Raw genomic sequence first — 19478 nt, 5'->3', positions numbered from 1 at the left:
CAGTGCCTTCACAATCGTTCGGTTAATCTCGAATGTGTCCCAAATGTGAGCGATCGCTTTTTGTTCAAGGAAGGATAAAGTAAGATAAATTTTGCTTTCTTAAACCGTCACTCCTTCTAATTGTTCATCTGTTAACTCATACAATTGACGCAACTTATCTAATTTATCTGCATCAGCTTGCCAAAAACCTCGCCCATGCGCCTCTAACATTCGGCTCAGAATATTGCGAAAAGCTTCGGGGTTAGCTTGGCGTAATTTTTCTGCCATTTCGGGGTCTAAGGCGTAGGTGTCGGCGGCTTGGTCGTATACCCAATCATCTTTAAAATCAGCAGTCCCACCCCAACCAATTAAGGCTGTCATGCGTTGGGAAATTTCAAATGCACCGCCTGAACCTTGACTCGCCATTGCCTCAGCCCATTTGGGATTTAATAGTTTGGTGCGGTATTCCATTCGGAGTAAATCATCTAGGTTGCGGGGTGTGGTGTCTTTAGAGAAACTTTCCACAAAGCTAGCTGTAACTTTCTTCCCGCTTTGCTGTTCGGCGGCTTTTTTCAGTCCGCCAGTGTTGGCATAATATTCCTGAATATCGGTTAAACCATATTCTACAGAATCGATTTCTTGGACGATGCGATCGCTTGTCTGCAATAACTGGTTTAATACTTCTGGTCTAGCTTGGCCTTTATCTTGTCTTCCATAGCTAAAGACGTTACGACTTTGCCAAGTTTTACCTAATTCATCACCAGATTCCCAGTTACCATCAACTACTCTATCATTTACTAATGAACCAAAATCACCGGCTGGGTTAGAAAATAATCTGGCGGAGGTATTTTCTACCCCTTGCGCCTTTAAAGCTAAGGCGTGTTTTTTAATAAAGTTTTGGTCTTCTGGTTCGTCAGCTTCCGCCGCCCTTTGGAATAAATCATCTAATAATTCGATGATGTTGACAAAGCTATCGCGGAAGATTCCTGATAGATTTCCTAAGACATCAATGCGGGGATGTCCAACTTCAGACAAGGGTTTTAATTCATAACGAACAATTCGCCCCGTTCCTTCTTTTACAGGTTCAGCACCGACTAATTCTAAAAGAATTCCTAACGATTCACCCTTGGTTTTAATGGCATCTAATCCCCACAATAAAACTGCCACTGTTTCGGGATATTTGCCATGTTCTTGTAAATGCTGACTGATGATTTTTTGAGCAATTTCTCGTCCCCGTTCATAGGCGGCGGGGGAGGGCATTCTGTAGGGATCTAAGGCGTGGATATTACGGCCTGTGGGTAATACTCCTGCACCATCTCGTAATAAGTCACCACCAGGCGCAGGGGGGATAAATTCACCGTTTAATCCTCTTAATAAATTGGTAATTTCATCTGTGGTTTGCATCAACAAATCTGTAATTTGCTGTGCTTCTTCTGGGTTTGTAGGTTGTTCACTACCAAAATATGCTTCTAAATAAGCTGCTAGTTCTTCTTCTTTCGGTGGTTCGCCTAATGTATGTAAACCTGAAGAAAACAATCTAGTTTCTAAAACTTGTAAATATTCATATAACTTCACTAGATAATCATCAAAGGCATGACCGCTAAACATTTTGATATTTTCTGGAGTGAAGGCAATACCCAAACTTTTAGCATCCTCAAATGGGCAATCAACATCTAAACCTGTATCAACAATCTTTTTACAAATCCCTTCTTTGAGGACATAATTCTTTTTCGGGTCTTCGCGATATTCTGAAATTAAATCTCGCAGTGCAACTAATTCTTTATACAACCCAGCCCGACCATAGGGCGGGACGTTGTGAGAAATTAGCACGCCATAACCACGACGTTTAGCTAATATCGATTCGGAAGGATTATTGGCAGCATATATATAGAGATTGGGTAAATCACCTAATAAAATATCCGACCAAGAATAACCTGTATTTCCTAACGGTGAACCTGGCAACCATTCTACAGTGCCGTGCATTCCAAAGTGAACTACAGCATCGGCTTGCAGTTCATTTTGCAACCATTTATAAAAAGCAGCATATTGGGGATGAGGTGTTAAATCCCGTTCAAACATTAACCGCATGGGGTCGCCTTGTATCCCTAGTGGTGGTTGTATACCTATCCACACATTTCCTAACTGCACACCACCAACATGAAGTTCATCACCATAGGTTTTAATTCCACTCCCTGTTAAAGATTTCCATTGTTTTTCAATGCGGGATGTGCGGAGATATCCCAACCATTTTTCTAATTTTCGGGCGTTAACAGTGGTGGCTGAACTTGGGAAAGGTTTATTCATTTCCCATCTTTCCATTTCTTCATCAATTTCTCTAACTTTGCGAATTAATTCTTCCCCATCTTCGGGAATCTCGCCGACGTTGTAACCTTGGTCTTTGAGAGCGTGGAGTAATTTAATTAAACTGCGGGGAACGTTTAATAATGCGGCTGTCCCTACTGCACCATAACCAGGGGGAAAGCCATATAAAATGATGGCAATTTTACGTTCTGCGGGGGGTGTTTGGCGCAATTTTACCCAGTTTTTTACTCTCCCAATGAGACGCTGTACCCGTTCGGGAACTAAATAAATGTCTTCACCCACTAACCCACCAAGGGGAACGGTATCAATTGCACCGTCTAATTCTGGTAAGGCGTACAAGACTACACTTTGCAAACCACCTATACCTTGACGTGTCCATGAGTGGATGTCTTGAATTAACAGTGGTGCGGCGACGATGTAAGGAACGTTTTTGGCGGTGAGGATGCGTTTGGCTACTTCTACTTGACGACCGGCTTCCATTGAACCGGCTGGCCCTCCCACTAGGGGAAAGCCGATAGTGGAGACAATTGCATCTACTTTGACGGCTTCTGGGGATAGGGAGGGGGTTTCGATATTACCTCGTTGGCGTTGTTGAAGTTCGTAGTCGGTGGTCATCCAGTCTCTGACTGCTACGTGTCCTTCTACGCCGTTGATGAAGATGGGTAAGGGTATTAAACCGGCTTGTTCAAAGCGGCGAATGAGTTGGGGAATGTATGGTTGTTTAGTGATGACGTGTTTACGGTAGAGGAGGATGGCGGTGACTGGGGACTGGGGACTGGGGACTGGGGACTGGGAATTTTTTTCTATGCCCCATGCCCTATGCCCCATGCCCTGCTTTTGATACCATTCTAGGTAGGCTTTGGGTGAGGTGAAATATCCTGGATAGTCGGGGTGTAGTAAACCTATGTTGGGGGTTTCTATGGGTGAGGGGATTTCGCCGACTTTTAAGTCTAAATATTTTTCTGCTAGTGTCCAAAATAATGCGGCGACGTTTTCTGTCCCGCCGGCGTTCCAGTAACCGTAGATGATTAACCAGTTGCGTAGGTCTTGGACTTTCTGCACTGGGACGAATTTTAGGAGTTTGGGGCCGATTTTTAAGAAGCTAATGTAACCTGCGAGTTTGTCTTCTTCGCGTCCGTTGCTGAATTTATCAAGGATGAATTTAACGGGTTTGGGCATTCCTTTGGGTTTGTCGCCAATGGAGAATGCACCGATTTGAGTTAAACTCATCAGTTCTAAGGCTGACTCGAATACTAGGCGGATGGGTATTTGACTGATGCGATCGCGTAACCACAAAACTTGGTCATAATCAAAGATGAGGCTACCAAAAAATACCTCCGCGCCCTGTAATGCTGCTTCTACTTCTTTGGGTTTGCTGGTAATATCGCGATCGCTAAATACTCGAATATCTAAGTCTGTACAGCGAGATGTAGCCAGCAATGCGGCTTTTCTGTACAGTTCAGCGTTAAATGATTCAAATCCAGCAATCAGAACGATGCGTTTCATTACCGTAATTTCTGCAATATTTCTTTACTTTTCATTCTAAACTTGCTTGCGGGTTGCTGGCTGAATATCTGCCTAGTGGAATGGCATCTGTTTTTTTAATGCAGTATCTTTTAATACTTTATTCGATGTATCTTTGGCAATTTATGACACTATGTAAAGTGTCACTGCCTAAATATTGATTTTTCTCTGGAAAAAGATATTCTTGGATTAAGTGCAAGGAGTGATACCACTTCACCTGATAAGCATGAAACAAGTGAATGGGTATAAATCCATACAAAAACGCTTAGAACTTTACTTGTCTAAGCGTTTTTGTGTATTAAAAACTAAAGGTGGTACGGATAGTACCGACGAAGATATCGTTGTTACGAGAGATATGTCCAGGGTCGGTAACGAGAAAGAAGCCTGGTGTAATGGAGATGTTATCGTTAACTAAATAGCGGTAAAACACTTCGTAGTGAGTGGAATTACCGGCATCTACGTTGGCCACGGCAATGCCGTTATTTAATTTGAGTGGTTGACCGTAGATGAAGCCGAAGATGTCGCCTTTTCTGCCAAAGGGGTCATATACACCTAGAGTTGCGGTGTAGGTACTACTAAGAATGACTGCATCTGAGGTGAGGGAATCTGTAACGGCGATACCACCCCAAGCCCCAAGGACTAATTGATTGGTGAGTTGCCATTTCATACTGGCGTTGAGTGCATGAATTTGTGATGGTTCGTTGATGCCGCCGGATGTATCCGCATTACTACTGCCTGTACCTGTATCTAATTGTGCGTTACTGGAGTACGCATTGACATAGGCTAGACCTGTAATTAGGGATGGGGTGGGTTTGTATAGTAACTGCACACCCAAAGCACTGTGATCTGCACCAAATAAACCCCGACTGCTGTCGTTGCTATTTCTTGTCCCGTAGGCGAATTGTAAGCGCAATTGGTCAGATACTAACCAATCAAAGCCTAAACCTGCATCGAGACTACCGATTTTGAAGATGGAAGTTGAACCGCCAAATAGGGAAATCGCACCTTGTCCTGCGTCTGCGTAGGGTGAGTTGACGCTGAGAACACTACTTAAACTAAAGCCGACGGGTTTGAAGGTGAAAACGACGCGATCGCCTAATCCCGCAATGCGATATTCTAGGGAATCTAGCCTGACTTGATTGTCATAATCTGCTTGCCAAGCTAACCTTGCCATGTTGGTATTGAATGCGTCGGGATTCCCGAAACTATCATTGGCTGCATTTCCACTAGCTAAAACTAGGCGAAATCTGTCTTTACCTGTAAAAGATGAGGCTAATTGTATTTGACTCAGATAGGTAAAAATTGGTTTAGCTTCTCCTTTTCCTGGAGGATCACCACCAAACCCACCAGCTAACCCAAAGATGGCTTGTCCTCCTAATTTGACGGTGGTGGAAAATTGTTGTGCGGCGATGTTGTCTGTACGTGCTTCTAATTTATCTATTCTGATTCTTAAGGTCTGTAATTCAGCAGCAAATTCTTCTATTAATTTTTGCAGTGTTTCTAAATCTTGTTGTCTAATTTTATCGCTGACTCCAGCCGCAATTAATTCATCAATTTTAGTTAATACAGCATTTAGTCCGGCGGCGAATTCGTAGCGACTCATGGCACGATTGCCTTTAAATGTGCCGTCGGGATAGCCTGATATGACACCATATCTTTCTACTAAAGATTGTAAAGCAACAAAAGCCCAATCATTAGGTTGAACATCAGATAATTGTGATACAGATGTTACTCTGTCTGTATTTTCAGGTAGTTGTTTTTCTAAATCTACACCTGAGATATTGGTAGTCTGGTCTGTGAAATACTCAACAATTTCAGGATTATTTACTGGCAATTCTTCTGCTGATGCAGGTTTATTGATACTCAAAAATACTGCTCCTGAAAGCAGTAATAAACATCTTTTATTAAACATCAATCTTCACACCTGATAAGAGAGTTATAGCTAAAAAAAATATACTATCACTGCGTAAGCAGGGGGTCAGGGGACAGGGAGAAAAATATAAATCTTTCTTTTGCCTTTTGCCTTTTTCCTTTTGCCTTCCTTCTAGCGATCGCGTGCTGTTCCAGTTGTCAAACTTCCTCTGTAGGGAATGTTGTTTTGTGGTTCTTCACCGTTTACGCCAAAAACATCAATTTGGGTAATTTGTCCGTTAGCATTAATGACTGCACCACTGGCATTATTACCACTTAATCCTGCATTATTAGACACACCTGTATTCCCATCAATGGTGATAGTTCTCTGGTCGAAATCTACGTTAATATTTCTAGGAGAATTAGGATTATTGTCAGGAATAAATATGGCGGTATTGTTGGATGTTTTATAAAATGTCCCAGTGACGACATTGGGGTTAATAATTCTTACCGAAACACCAGGACGAGGATTTAAATCTCCTTCTGTACCATTAAGTGCATCAGCGAGAAATGTTCTAGTAAATCCTCTAAATCTTTGAGCTTGATTTTTGAGTGCAGCTAAGGTTTCTCTTCTTACTGCTTTGAGTGTTTCTTGCACTGGTGTTGATTCTTGTGCGACTAAATTTTCTTGTCCTGGCCCTAAACCAGAAGTTAAAGCAACTGTCTTATAGAAAGCTTGTAAATCAAATTCTTGGGGATTCCCAACTATACCATTTCTAACAGCTACAGTTTGACCACCTTTTAAAGCGACTGTTTTCTTCTCTTTTTGATCAGATATTTTAATATCTCCGTCTGTCAGGGCAAAAACTTGTGTTGTATTGCGTTCTTTATTATGTATCACCATCACTGCACTAGCTTTTTGTGCTGGTGTATATAAATCGTTATCTTGGCTAATTTTCAAGTTTTTATTACTAGCAACAAGACTGTTTGAATGTTGGGCTAATGCTGGTTTTGGTGCGATAATATTAATTTTAGTTTCTGGTGTTTCTAAGGCAGTGCCTACACTTCCTGGTGGACTTAATATGAGTGCTGTGCCATCATCTAATTTAAATATCATTTCATTCAAAGCAATCAGATTCCGCAGTTTAAACCGACGTAATCCAGGCTCAAAACGAAATACACTGCTTTGGTCTACCCTAATTAAAGATTGATCATTAAAAAATAACTGGGCTTCTGAACTGACTCCTGTTTTAACTGCATCTTTAGGAACGATGACATCCTTAAGTTCTGCACGTCGCTGAGTTTGATTGTGCAGGATGAGTTCAACAATTTTAATAACTTTATAAACTTCTGCGCGAGTCAGTGGTTTATCTGTTTGGGCTAAACCTGGGTTTATCCAACTGTAGGTGAGTAATGCACTGAGAATTAATGTTTGATGTAATGACCAATTTCGCCACTTCATCTTCTTTTACCTTGAATGCTTGTTAAATATACTGATGCTGACTATAGTTTAGACTACATAGATTTTCACAAACTTTCCCCAATCTTTATATTACGTTTAATTAAATTGGGAAATTGGGGCGGAACTAACGACTAATGACTATAGTGCTTCTCATTTGTATGCAATACACTTTGACCTCTCTCCAAACCTCTCTCCTCGTAGGAGAGAGGCTTTGAGTTTTACTCCCCTTCCCTTGTAGGGAAGGGGCTGGGGGTTAGGTCTGTATTTGACTCAATTGCAAACCGCTATATGACTACCTAAATAAAAACCCCTGGGTATTCCAGGGGTCAGGGTTTCGCTGAGATAAGTAATGGTTACTACAATTTGTCTAGAAGTAATTCCTGATTCAGCCGCGAAAATTTTCCGTCATTTTTCGATTTCACAGCAACCCCATACTTCTACATCCCTTTCAATAACAGCTGCACAGCTTTTTCGATATCTGTTTCTTTCATCAAAGATTCTCCGACGATGACTGTATTAGCACCTGCTTGCTTGACTAGTGATAGGTCAGCGTGTGTGTATAGTCCCGATTCTACGACTATGATGATGCCCAAGTCTTGTAATTGCGATCGCCTTTGGGCAAGTATGTTTTGAGTTGTACTCAAATCAATCGAGAAGTCTGCGAGGCTTTGGTTGTTAATACTGATGATGCGGACATCTTCTAGCTTCAGCACCCTATCTAGTTCTACTAAGGTATGTACTTCTACTACAGCATTCATTCCCAAATAGTGAATGATGCGTAAAAAGTCCTGTATTTCCCTATCTGTGAGGATGGAAGCCATCAGCAAGATTGCGTCTGCACCGGCGGCGCGTGCTAAATAAATTTGGCAGGGATCAATGACAAATTCTTTACATAGTAAGGGTAATGTAATGCGTTTGCGAAGGATGCGTAAGATTTCAAAGCTGCCGTGAAAAAAGGATCTGTCGGTAATTACGGAAATACAAGCTGCACCACCTCTTTCATAGGCTTGGGCGATCGCGATAGGATCAAAATCAGTACGGATGATTCCACGTCTGGGTGAGGCTTTTTGAATTTCTGCAATCAGGCTGGGTTTATGGAGATTTTGTTGTAAAGCAGTGCAGAAGTCTCGCACGGTTGGCGCAGCTGTTAACTGGCGTTGTAGTGAAGCTAAAGACATTTGTTGGTGTAGCTGAGATACTTCTTGCTTTTTCTGCCAAACAATCTCTCTGAGCATTGGTTGTAAACTAGTGATGTTAACGGCACTAACTGGGTACATTTTCCAAATTTAAGATAGCAGAACTCTGACGAACTAGGTTGGAAGTCTATAGAAGTTAAGTAAGACGGTGTGAAACAACAAACTACATTAAGCAATATAAAAATTGGTAAATTCGTTTTGTAGTAAGGACTTCAGTCCTTATTTGAGGACTAAAGTCCTCTCTACGAGACGCTTGCGCGTAGCTTGCTTCCCCGGAGGGGTACACTACAAACCTTGAATTATTTACACCGTTCTACTTAAACCAAAAGTAAAAAATAATATTTTTACCCTTTACTTTGGATTTTTATCCTTACATCCTGTTGTTAAACATAGTGTTCTATATCCACTACCCTTTGATTTGGCATCCAGCTTGATTGCAGACGAAAAATTTCTTGATTCTCTGAAGTTTGAGTGTTTACTTTTTTGTTTAAACAGTTGTTTTTCAGTAATCGGATATAAGTACGATATGGCATATATTCCATAGGATTATAGCCGAAGAACCGTAGCAGTAAAACGCAAGCCCAGGAATACTTTCCAGCGATAATAGCTTTGATAATCTGTTCTATTTGTTCGTTGTTTATTTTTTTGACATTCTGTGAATGACAACTGGTGTTTTGTTGATACATATTTTTCCCTGATGATGATTCAGTCTTGATTACAAGACCTTTTTAACGATGGTCAGATCAATTGCTGTTAGATACTTGTATATCTTTGTTGTGTATGAGATATACAGAATTGAATCTTTATAAAATTGCTGAACTTGGTTTTGTTGATAGTTTGATGCACACCATGGTTTTATTTAACCAATGCAATTGTTTTGCAAATTACATTATGGAATTGTCAAATACTATGGACTTTTTATGGTAGATGCTTATTCCCATTACTTGGGTTATCTGCTGCTCTTATGTGAGGAATTGTCTTATTAGCTGAATACAACCTGTAGTTTGATGAGGATGTTAGCTGACTTTTTGTGATTGTAAGTAGATGGATAAATGGTATTTTTCACTGCTTGTCAGCATTCCTGTCTATCATTTAGTGTGGTGTCCATATTTTCCTCAGTGAGTCGGGGAGATAATAGAATATCTCCAAAGGTTAGATGAGAATGTGAATGCAAATCATAGGATGATTTGTGTGGTATATGGGACGGAGTATAGCTTTTTAACATAGCTTACCGGAGGTACTGCTTGAGTATTTCCTGATTTAGCTCGTTTCCCTATCTCAATCACTATCTCAACTCAAAAATTTTGACACTACAGCACAGGTGAACCAGCAAATTACTGCAAATAGTTATTGAAAATAGGAGTAGATTTTACTAGTTAGCATTTTTATCTGATGAATAAATATCTATCTAGCTCACCCAACTCCTAAAAATGAACCGTTTTGCAGAAGCAGCTTCTTTGCTAAGATTACTCAATCTTGTGCAGTAGATATATGATTATTATTTTGCTAGATATATCTTTTTTTTCGGTTTTGCATTACCGTTAATTTTTGTCTCTAATTAGGAGTAAATATAGGCGGCAAGTAATTATACCATTATTTAAAGAAATAAAATAAACTTATATTTTAAATATCAGTAAAAAAATATAACGGAGGTTGAATATCTTGAATATTTTGTTACTTTCGGTTTCACCTATTTAGTAATTCATTGCTGTTTTTTTAAGGCGAAATTTTTCTCAGATTTGATAGTTTAATAAAACGTGTATTGCAGAATACATTATGCCTTAACATTTTCTATTTCTTACGGTAGATATCTCACTCTAACTCAGGTATATAATCCAAAAAATGTACTTCTCTCGGCAGATGACTGGATATATTCTTATGTAGTTTAATCCTTATGAAAAAGAAATTAACATTATTTTGTATCTTCTAAAACTCATCCATGATTGGTAAAAGTGTCATTGTTTGTGATTTATAAACACACAGAGGTTATTATTTTTATTATTTTAAATGATATGCTAAATTTATCTTCAGCTTTGTTGATTGTCTCTCGAAAATATGAAAATTAAAATTGATTGGCAAACAATATCATCGATAAATTCTTAAATTTAAAAATACAAATGGTTTCGTCATATATATTTCAAGTATTCATTAAACTTTGGTAAAGATATGGATGCTTTTGTGTCATTTAAATGACAGAATTAACATATTAGATATACAGGTTATCTTTGATATGTTTCTAAGATAATTATTTTTTCTTTGTTATCAAAACTTCAGTAGATTTTAGTAATTTGTTACCGACCACAACTCTTGGTGATGAAAAAATGATACAAGAATCATCGATAAAAATCCTTGTAATTGAGGATGAAACTGATACTCGTAATCTGTTTTTAACTATTTTAGAGTCGGAAGGTTTTGAAACAATTGGTGCTGAAAACGGTGCTGAGGGAATTAAGCAAGCACAAAAACATTTACCAGACCTAATTATTTGTGACATTATCATGCCTGACATGGACGGATATGACGTTTTAAACAATCTGCGTCAAGACCCTGTAACAGTAATTATTCCGTTTATTTTTCTGACTGGTAGTGATGATAAGGCCGCTATCCGTAAAGGAATGGAATTAGGTGCTGACGACTATATTACCAAACCTTCGACCATAGAAGAGTTACTAAGAGCGATCGCAGTTCGTTTAGAAAAGCAAGCTTTATTTAAATACTTGTATGCAGGTAAATCTCAACTAAATCCTGAATCTCTGGTTCTTGAGCCTGAGTTTGTGTTCCCGTCAATACCTCATCTCAAGGAAGTGTTTGATTATATAGAGGCTCATTATCATGAAGGAATTACCCTATCGGATGTAGCAGAAGCGGTTGGTTATTCAGCAGCTTATTTAACTAATCGCGTTGCGAAGGAAACAGGAGATACTGTCAATGGTTGGATTCTCCAGCGTCGCATGGCCGCAGCGCGTCCCCTACTCAAAAATACTGATAAGACGATTGAGCAAGTAGCTACAGCATTAGGTTATCAAAATGCCTGTCATTTTTCTCGTCAATTTCGTCAACATCATGGTTTACCCCCCAAGGCTTGGAGGAAGCAGCAACAATCTTCGCAATATGAGAAAAAAGCTCAGTGGGGGAAGTGTTTACCTTTAGTCATTAGTCATTAGTCATTAGTCATTAGTCATTAGTCATTAGTTAGTAGAGGCGGGTTCTGTGAGAGATTCACGTTGTCAAACAGATATTTTGGTTTAACCCGCCTGTACATTAATCATTAGTCGCTTTTTCTTTGGTGAAGCTTTGGAATAGTAGTTGTATTCCTAGAGCGAGTAAACCAATGGCTACTATAGCAAATACTCCAGATCCCAAGGCGACGATACCCACTACTAGGGTACGAACGGCGGAGGTAATTTTGATGACTAGTTGGTTGTCGGAATGGACTGGTTTTTGTGCGAAGGTTGTAGCGATCGCAATCATGAGAGAATACGAGCCATATCCCATTACGCCAGAAATAATTGATCCTGTAAGACAGCGTAACGGACTGGCTGTAACTTGTGTGTTTGTATCTGTGGTTGGTGTTGTGTTTTGTTCTGTCATAAGTTAGTTATTAGTCAATAGTCAATAGTCAATAGTCATTAGTCATCAGTCATCAGTCATTACTCATTACTCAGCACTCAAGCCACCCGAATTCCCTGTGCAATTGTACGAGTCACGAATAATTCTAAATCTTCGTCGGGAATTGCTTCTCTAATTTGTAACTTAACTTGTTCTGCTTGCGCTTGAGATGCACAGATAGCAAAGACTGAAGGGCCAGAACCAGACATCATTGTTCCGATAACGTCTGTTTGAGCTGCAAACAGTTCTCGTAGTTGCAAAACTTGGGGATAGGCGGGTAAGACTACACGCTCTAAATCATTGTGCAGTTGTTGAGATATTGCTGCTGTATCTTTATCTAAGATAGCTTTAACCATTGCACTTGAATGAACGGCGGCGGCTCGTGCTGCTAAGTCGTTGGTATCTTTGAGATAGCCACTACCATACTCTTGACGATAGGTTTTATATGCCCAAGCTGTGGATACTTCGAGACTACGATATTTAGCCAATACTATATATATATGATCTAAACTCGGCAGGGGTGCAAGTTGTTCTCCTCTTCCTGTGGCGATGACTGTACCACCTGCGATGCAAAATGGGATATCTGAGCCGAGTGTCGCACCGAGTTCTTCAAGTTCTGATTGAGTTAGTCCCAAGTTCCAGAGTAAATCTATCCCTACTAGAACTGCTGCTGCATTGGTGGAACCTCCAGCCAAACCGGCTGCTACTGGTATGTACTTTTGGAGGGTGATATCGACTCCGCCATATTTAGCGAAAGCTTCGGGAAATTTTTTCGCCATGAGTTCGGCGGCGCGATATACGAGATTACTTTTATCTGTGGGGACTTGGGGATGGTTGCAATGTACTTGAATAGTTTCACTGCTGATGGATTTTATTTCAATTTTATCGGCGAGGTCGATACTCTGCATGATCATGACTAATTCATGATAACCATCTGGTCTATCGCCGATGATTTCTAAATACAAGTTGATTTTGGCGGGAGCAATTAAAGTGTAACTACGCATAGGGTTGGGGACTGGGGACTGGGGACTGGAGACTGGGGACTGGAGACTGGGGACTGGGGATTTTTTATTCCGTACTTCCCAACAAGTTGGCTAATTCTACCCATTGCTGTGTGCTGATGTCTTCAGCTCTGGCTTGGGGGTTTATATTTAATTTTTCCAGTAATTGGCTCAGGCGATCGCGGTCTATGACAGATTGCAGGTTATTCCGTAACATTTTGCGTTTTGCACCAAAGCCTAGCTTAAGTAAATTCTCCAATTTTTTGGGGTCGTTAGCTGGTGTTTCTATTGGACGAGGACGCAAACGCACGACGGCGGAATCTACTTTTGGTGGTGGATAAAATGCGCTGGCGGGGACATGACAAATTAACTCACACTCAGCTAAATATTGAACTCTCACTGATAATGCGCCAAAGGTTTTTGAGCCGGCTTTAGCATATAATCTTTCCGCGACTTCCTTTTGAATTAATAACACGATTGACTCAAAAGGTGTGGGGTTAGGATTGGCGATTGTACCTAAGAGTTTCTCAATAATTGGCCCGGTAATATTGTAGGGGATATTCGCCACAACTTTATTTTGATTTTGAAAGTTGGGAAATGCTGCCAAGTTCGTTGCTAAATCTAATGCGAGAAAGTCGCCTTGCAGGAGGAGAAAGTTGTCTTTACTCCCTAATTGTTTCACTAATAATTTACACAAATCGCGGTCAATTTCGACAGCTAATAAAGACTGTACTAAAGGTAGTAAACGACGGGTAAGAATACCTGTACCGGGGCCGATTTCGAGGATGCGGTCATTTGTACTACAGTCTGCTGCTTTGATGATCGCATCCAAAACCTTATCACTTTTGAGCCAATGTTGAGCAAATAACTTGCGCGGTCGAACCATTATTTTTCCTTACTATATCTAAATCTTAGTCTTTGAATAAAAATCCATTTCTTACTTTTTGCTTACTTTCTCAAGTCAGTTTTTCGGGCTTTTTGTTGATTTTAGTATTGACATTAAGTATTATATATGGTATAAGGTTTGATGCGATCGCCTGAAATCAACGAGCAATGAGACTACCAAAATATCGTCCTCCTACCCATCCTGGGGAAATTTTAGTCAAAGATTTTTTAGAGCCTTTGGGAATATTACCAGATGAACTTGCTCAAATAATTGATATTCCCAATGGGCAGATAAATGAACAACTTAGAATCACATCTAACACTGCATTAAAGTTAGCAGAACTATGGGGAAATAGTGCAGATTTTTGGGTGAACCTGCAAGAAAATTGGGAGCTATACCACAACAGGAAATTTAATAATCTTGAGAATGAGCAACCTTAGTAACGGTAATTAATAAAGCTGGTTATTGGATGTTCTAATTTTTTCATAACCTGTTGTTGCACTTGAGAATTGAGTCTCTCAATCTGCGGCACAACTGTCGATAAAACTTGTACTTGATAGCTCACTATCCTAATTGCTTTAATACCTCACGCTAATCTCCCATCCTACTAGAAGATGTCTCACCAGCGATCGCCCTTCCCCATCACCCCAAAACCCTTCCTCTCTCTTTGCGTCTCTGCGCCTTTGCGTGAGAAAATCCTATACATAATTACTATGCAAAAATACTAAAAAAATGACAGACACATCCTCAGACAGCATTTGGATAGTCACCGACGAAGCACCGCAAATTACCGTTACCGAAGGGACTAAAGGTATAACTGGTAATACCCGCTCTTGGAGAGAAGAAACCACAGAAACCACCAAAAGCGCAGGCGATGCAGTCAAAGTCAGCACCCAGAAATTAGAACAAGAAATGACACACTTCCTAGAAGTAGTCGGACGCTTGTTTAGTCGTGCAGAACAGCAAGCCAAAACTCACAACGGAATGCAGCTAGACGAAATTGAGTTATCCGTAGAAATTAGCGGCGAAGGTGAAGTTAAATTAATTGGGAATGGTGCAAAAGCAGGCGGAAAAGGCGCGATTAAGCTAGTATTTAGGCGACAAGAACCAAAGTAGGATGGCAAACAATTGGGCGATCGCGATCGGCGTTAACCACTATGATTATTTGCAACCGCTAAATTATGCCAAGCGGGATGCACAGTTAATGCAGAATTTCCTCCGCAACGAGGCGGGGTTTAATCAGGTGTTCTTCTTCTCTGATGATTCCCCTGATGTTGGTGGTAAATCAACTCGTCCCACCCGCACTAATTTACTGCGAATTTTGCGCCAGTTATTTGAAACTCCTTTTTTGGGTGCGGGTGATAACTTTTGGTTTTTCTTCAGTGGACATGGTATCCGCCATGCTGGCAGAGATTATCTCATGCCTAGTGATGGCGACCCAGAGGATATTGAAAATACAGCCATTTCCATTAACTTAGTGACTGAACGCCTACGTCGGTGTGGTGCGGATAATGTCGTCTTGATTTTAGATGCTTGTCGCAGTTTGGGAACTCGTGCTGGCGAAGGTATCGGGAGACAAACGGCTGAGGAAGCGCGTCAACAAGGAGTCATTAGTATATTTTCCTGTAGTCCCCAGGAATATTCTTATGAGATTGCAGCTTTAGAGCAAGGTGCTTTTACTTGTGCGTTATTGGAAGGTTTGGGAATTCAAGGTAAATGCGCCACGGTTGAAAGGTTAAATCAGTATCTTAATTTTCGTGTCCCAGAATTGGTGCGTCAGCATATAAATAAGAAGCAAACACCTTATATTATTGCCGAGCCTGTAACTAAATCTCATCTCATACTTGTACCGCGACACGCCACCCTAGCGGATATCGCCACACTTAAAAATGATGCTTATCGCGCGCAGTTCAAACAAGACTTGGATTTAGCCAAGCAACTGTGGATTCGAGTGTTAGCTGCTGCATCAGGACAAGACTTGGAAGCGATAGAAGCCTTAGAACAAATAGCTTTGTTGCGAATCAATGTACAGCCACAACCAGTTAAGGTAGAAACCCCACAGTCAACACATCAAAATCTTAGCGACAGTCAAAAACTTAGGCGGGAAGAAGAACGAAATAGACTCCAGCGAGAATGGGAAACTCGGAACGAGAAAGTCAAACGTATTGGAGCAGCTTTAGCAATTGAGACTGATCCTAGTCGAAAGTTTCAGTTAGAACAGCAACTTCAACAGGAGAAAACTGAGCTAAAGCATCTGGAGAATGAGTTAGATGCAATTGAGAGGTTATTGCACCCTCAACCTATTACGTCTCCAGAGCCGTCTAAGTCGGGTACTGTTAAAGAACCTACAAAACCAGAACCAAAAGACACCTTACCAACCTTTTCATTTGAAGTGGTGACGGTAAACGCTCAAGGGAAAATCACCAACCGCCAAAAGCGGACAGCAAAGTATTTTGCAGAAGACTTGGGGAATGGTATCAGCTTGGAGATGGTGCAGATACCAGGAGGAACATTTATGATGGGTTCACCGGATGGAGAAGGATATGACAATGAAAAACCACAGCATCAGGTGACAGTTCCCGGCTTCTTTATGGGGAAATATCCAGTTACCCAGGAACAGTATCAAGCCATCATGGGGACAAATCCTGCTCAGTTCAAAGGTGAGAAAAGACCAGTAGAAAGTGTCAGTTGGGATGATGCGGTAGAATTTTGTCAGAAATTGAGCCAGAAAACAGGAAAAACCTACAGGCTAACCAGCGAAGCGGAATGGGAATACGCCTGTCGTGCAGGGACAACCACGCCGTTTTATTTTGGGGAAACTATCACCCCAGATTTAGTGAACTATGACGGTAACTATTCCTATGGCGATGCTCCTAAAGGTAAATATCGTCAACAAACAACAAATGTCGGGATATTTCCGCCGAATGCTTTCGGATTATATGATATGTGTGGTAATATATGGGAATGGTGTCAAGATATATATAATAATAGCTACCAAGGCGCGCCGACAGATGGTAGTGCGTGGTTAACAGGTAGCGATAATAGCTTAAGAGTGCTGCGCGGTGGTTCTTGGTACCTCAATCCTGTATACTGCCGTTCTGCTAATCGCAACTACGTCTACCGCGTCAACCGCTACAACTTTATTGGTTTTCGCGTTGTGTGTGATGGTGAGGCGGCGAGGATTTCTTAGCCCTTTGCACTCTTGCCCTTTAGCCCTCTGCACTTCTTATTCTTTTCCCTTCTGATTCCCCCGCCGTCTTCGCGAGGCCTTAAGAAACCGGGTTTCTCGCGAGGAAAACCGATATTGTCGCGATGAACCTAAAAGAAACCCGGTTTCTGACGACTTCGCGCGGGTATCGCGGCTGCAAAGAAACCCAGTTTCTCGCGGATGACGATCGCTAATTGGCAAAGATATAAATGTAGTGAGAAGAACTATATAATCAAATGCCAATTCGGGATGTAAAGTTTCAAGCAGGCAACTACTACCACATTTACAATCGAGGTAATAACCGCGAAGCTATATTCTTTGAGCGTCAAAATTACCTATACTTCCTACGTCTCATGGAAAGACACCTTGTAAATAAGGGTGTAGAAATAGTTGCTTACTGCTTGATGCCAAATCATTATCACTTATTGGTTTACCTAAACACAGATAATTTATCAAACTTAATGCAGCCATTTATGCTGGCTTATACAAAAGCTATAAATAAACGCTTTAAGAGAGTTGGTTCATTGTTTCAAGGGCGTTTCCAATCTATGCACATAGATAGTAATGAATATTTATTACACCTATCTCGATACATTCATTTAAACCCAGTTAATGCTAATTTAGTGAAAAGTCCTCAAGACTGGGAATTTTCCAGCTATTCAGAATATATAATGCCTCACAATCATGAGGTCATCAAAAGTGATAAAGTGTTGCAGCACTTTGTTTCATTAGACAGTTACCGTCTATTTGTAGAATCTCCAACTGACTAAAGAAATCCTGTTTTTCCCGAAGACTTGTCCGGCTCAATTAAGCAGAATTTTTGTGTAGAGAATATGGTTGAATCAACACCTCAGCCGGAATTGCCAAACAGGAATGCAAACGGCGAATCATATCTAATGTGAGTGCTTCCTGACGAGATAAAACAGCCGTAACTTCTCCACGACTTCCCATAACAGACTCTAAATCCTGCCAAGACAGCCCACGGGATTCGAGATAATATAAAATCGCCTCAATCGGATCTGGTGGGAGGATAGGATAATGCTGCTGTTCGTATGCTTCCACCAAAGTTGTTAAAATTTCCAAGCGATCGCATTCCGGTGTATTCTGTTGAGCATCAAATAACCGTTCAATTTCATTCAGTGCCGCACGATAATCAGCTTCAGTTCTCAGAGGACGAAGTTCTGACATATATTTTACCTTCATATGATCAAAGTAGAGACGTTGCAATGCAACGCCTCTAAATCTAGGTTATTAGATGAAAATTTGCCGGATTAAAATACTCATCACCTCGCCTTGGTTAGCAGTAGGTAACAGTGGACTCCAATCACCCACACTAGCGTAACCAATTACCTGTAAATAGCGAATTGTACTAGTAACAGCTTGGGGAGAACCGATGAGCAAATGCTTAATCTTTTCTCTTTGGGAAACTGGCTGTGTAGAAGATTGATTGAGGTTGAGTGTATCTATATCTGCACTCTGCAAGTATTGTGTAAACTGTGCCATCATTGTAATTATCTCCTTGTTAGAGGGGCTAGATAACGGCGATCGCTTTCTTCTTGACCGGATTGGGCGATCGCCTTTATCATGCTTAAATATTAAAGTATAAAATTATACTCGCCAATCACTAAATCCATAATTTTTGTTATAAATTATGGATTTTTAAAGGAGAAATATCTATGCAATAGTTCGTTTATAGGCAAAAAAATGAGGGCTTTATTATTGCTAAAACCCTCAGAAACAATTTCTTAAATTTTCTGCCGTACCCAAGCACGAAAAGCCCTAATTGTCGTATTCCTACCATCAGTTTTACTCCGCAGAAAATACTCAGGTATAACTTGATCAATCGGCAGATTAGGAAAAATTCTACTATGAACAGATTCTACATACTTGCCATCAATCAAAATATTAATTAATAACTTATTTTTCTGCCAACGCCACAATTCCTGTACTCCCAGTAGTTCATAATTATTAAAACGAGTCCGAGAAGTAATATCAATTTCAATTGCCAAATCTGGTGGAGGGTCAATAGTTAAATCAATTCTATCCTTACCCCGTACAGCAGCTTCATTTTGGATATAAAAACAATCATCAGGTTCTACGCCTGCATCCATAATTTCTTGGTCAAAAGTTGTAGATCCTAAACTCCAAAATTCAATATCTAATTCTTCTAATAAAACCTTAATTAAATCACCAATGATAACTTTAGCTACTTCATGCTCTGGTAATGGAGTCATGATTTCTAGTACCCCTTGACTATAAGAAACCCTAGAACTGCGATTTTCACCCAATTCTGCTAAAATATTTTTATATGTAGCCCAAGATATATTTTTAATTAGTAACTGATGACCAATAGGTACAGTTAGTTGATTGAGTTCAAGTAACATAGCTCTATCTCGTTGCTAAAGTACCACTTGGAATAAATATAACATTAATTGAAGTT

The 19478-nt window shown here is 40.4% G+C and carries 16 protein-coding genes; 5 read left to right on the top strand and 11 right to left on the bottom strand.

Going from position 1 to position 19478, the window contains the following annotated elements; translation table 11 throughout:
• Positions 1-99: 99 nt before the first annotated feature.
• The 5 genes from bchH to ACQFX9_RS19310 form a co-directional block, all read right to left on the bottom strand.
• Positions 100-3807 carry a magnesium chelatase subunit H gene (bchH, locus tag ACQFX9_RS19330; RefSeq protein ID WP_427157768.1) on the bottom strand — a complete coding sequence of 1236 codons (3708 nt, stop codon included), beginning with the start codon at positions 3805-3807 and terminating at the stop codon, positions 100-102.
• Between the two features lie 316 nt (positions 3808-4123).
• Positions 4124-5737, bottom strand: coding sequence for an iron uptake porin (locus tag ACQFX9_RS19325; RefSeq protein ID WP_427157766.1), 1614 nt, complete (start codon positions 5735-5737; stop codon positions 4124-4126).
• A 132-nt stretch (positions 5738-5869) separates the two neighbouring features.
• On the bottom strand, positions 5870-7138 hold the full coding sequence (locus ACQFX9_RS19320; RefSeq protein WP_427157764.1) for a hypothetical protein: 1269 nt from the start codon (positions 7136-7138) through the stop codon (positions 5870-5872).
• A 437-nt stretch (positions 7139-7575) separates the two neighbouring features.
• On the bottom strand, positions 7576-8415 hold the full coding sequence (gene trpC / locus ACQFX9_RS19315; RefSeq protein ID WP_427157762.1) for an indole-3-glycerol phosphate synthase TrpC: 840 nt from the start codon (positions 8413-8415) through the stop codon (positions 7576-7578).
• Between the two features lie 302 nt (positions 8416-8717).
• Complete coding sequence (locus ACQFX9_RS19310; protein ID WP_103136904.1) at positions 8718-9020, bottom strand: HetP family heterocyst commitment protein; 303 nt, start codon at positions 9018-9020, stop codon at positions 8718-8720.
• Between the two features lie 1635 nt (positions 9021-10655).
• Here ACQFX9_RS19310 and ACQFX9_RS19305 point away from each other — a divergent pair.
• Positions 10656-11498 (top strand): response regulator transcription factor, encoded by an 843-nt coding sequence (locus ACQFX9_RS19305; RefSeq protein ID WP_427157760.1) that lies wholly within the window; start codon positions 10656-10658, stop codon positions 11496-11498.
• A 97-nt stretch (positions 11499-11595) separates the two neighbouring features.
• On the opposite strand, the gene ACQFX9_RS19300 is transcribed toward ACQFX9_RS19305, so the two are convergent.
• The 3 genes from ACQFX9_RS19300 to rsmA all read right to left on the bottom strand — a co-directional run bounded on the left by ACQFX9_RS19300 (position 11596) and on the right by rsmA (position 13830).
• Positions 11596-11925, bottom strand: coding sequence for a DUF3082 domain-containing protein (locus tag ACQFX9_RS19300; protein ID WP_427157758.1), 330 nt, complete (start codon positions 11923-11925; stop codon positions 11596-11598).
• 77 nt (positions 11926-12002) lie between these two features.
• Positions 12003-12947 (bottom strand): 4-(cytidine 5'-diphospho)-2-C-methyl-D-erythritol kinase, encoded by a 945-nt coding sequence (gene ispE, locus ACQFX9_RS19295; RefSeq protein WP_427157756.1) that lies wholly within the window; start codon positions 12945-12947, stop codon positions 12003-12005.
• A gap of 64 nt (positions 12948-13011) precedes the next feature.
• Positions 13012-13830 carry a 16S rRNA (adenine(1518)-N(6)/adenine(1519)-N(6))-dimethyltransferase RsmA gene (gene rsmA, locus ACQFX9_RS19290; RefSeq protein WP_427157754.1) on the bottom strand — a complete coding sequence of 273 codons (819 nt, stop codon included), beginning with the start codon at positions 13828-13830 and terminating at the stop codon, positions 13012-13014.
• A 167-nt stretch (positions 13831-13997) separates the two neighbouring features.
• Between rsmA and ACQFX9_RS19285 the strand changes: the two genes are divergently transcribed.
• The 4 genes from ACQFX9_RS19285 (at position 13998) to ACQFX9_RS19270 (ending at position 17808) form a co-directional block, all read left to right on the top strand.
• Positions 13998-14270 carry a HigA family addiction module antitoxin gene (locus ACQFX9_RS19285; RefSeq protein WP_427157752.1) on the top strand — a complete coding sequence of 91 codons (273 nt, stop codon included), beginning with the start codon at positions 13998-14000 and terminating at the stop codon, positions 14268-14270.
• A 292-nt stretch (positions 14271-14562) separates the two neighbouring features.
• Positions 14563-14946 (top strand): Pepco domain-containing protein, encoded by a 384-nt coding sequence (locus ACQFX9_RS19280; protein ID WP_427157750.1) that lies wholly within the window; start codon positions 14563-14565, stop codon positions 14944-14946.
• A 1-nt stretch (position 14947) separates the two neighbouring features.
• On the top strand, positions 14948-17020 hold the full coding sequence (locus tag ACQFX9_RS19275; protein ID WP_427157748.1) for an SUMF1/EgtB/PvdO family nonheme iron enzyme: 2073 nt from the start codon (positions 14948-14950) through the stop codon (positions 17018-17020).
• Positions 17021-17274: 254 nt separating this feature from the next.
• Positions 17275-17808, top strand: a complete 534-nt coding sequence (locus ACQFX9_RS19270) for an REP-associated tyrosine transposase (RefSeq protein WP_427157746.1) — start codon at positions 17275-17277, stop codon at positions 17806-17808.
• Positions 17809-17845: 37 nt separating this feature from the next.
• Here the strand turns inward: ACQFX9_RS19270 and ACQFX9_RS19265 are convergent, their stop codons facing one another.
• From ACQFX9_RS19265 to ACQFX9_RS19255, 3 genes are all read right to left on the bottom strand, one after another.
• Positions 17846-18226, bottom strand: coding sequence for a helix-turn-helix domain-containing protein (locus tag ACQFX9_RS19265; protein ID WP_427157744.1), 381 nt, complete (start codon positions 18224-18226; stop codon positions 17846-17848).
• Positions 18227-18289: 63 nt separating this feature from the next.
• Complete coding sequence (locus ACQFX9_RS19260) at positions 18290-18544, bottom strand: hypothetical protein (RefSeq protein ID WP_427157742.1); 255 nt, start codon at positions 18542-18544, stop codon at positions 18290-18292.
• A 239-nt stretch (positions 18545-18783) separates the two neighbouring features.
• Positions 18784-19422 carry a Uma2 family endonuclease gene (locus ACQFX9_RS19255; protein WP_427157740.1) on the bottom strand — a complete coding sequence of 213 codons (639 nt, stop codon included), beginning with the start codon at positions 19420-19422 and terminating at the stop codon, positions 18784-18786.
• Positions 19423-19478: the final 56 nt, after the last annotated feature.

It is taken from the genome of Aliinostoc sp. HNIBRCY26 (assembly GCF_050235535.1).
Classification (GTDB): Bacteria; Cyanobacteriota; Cyanobacteriia; order Cyanobacteriales; family Nostocaceae; genus Trichormus.
The sequence above is the reverse complement of the archived record's forward strand: the minus strand, read 5'-3'. Positions and strand labels throughout refer to the sequence as shown.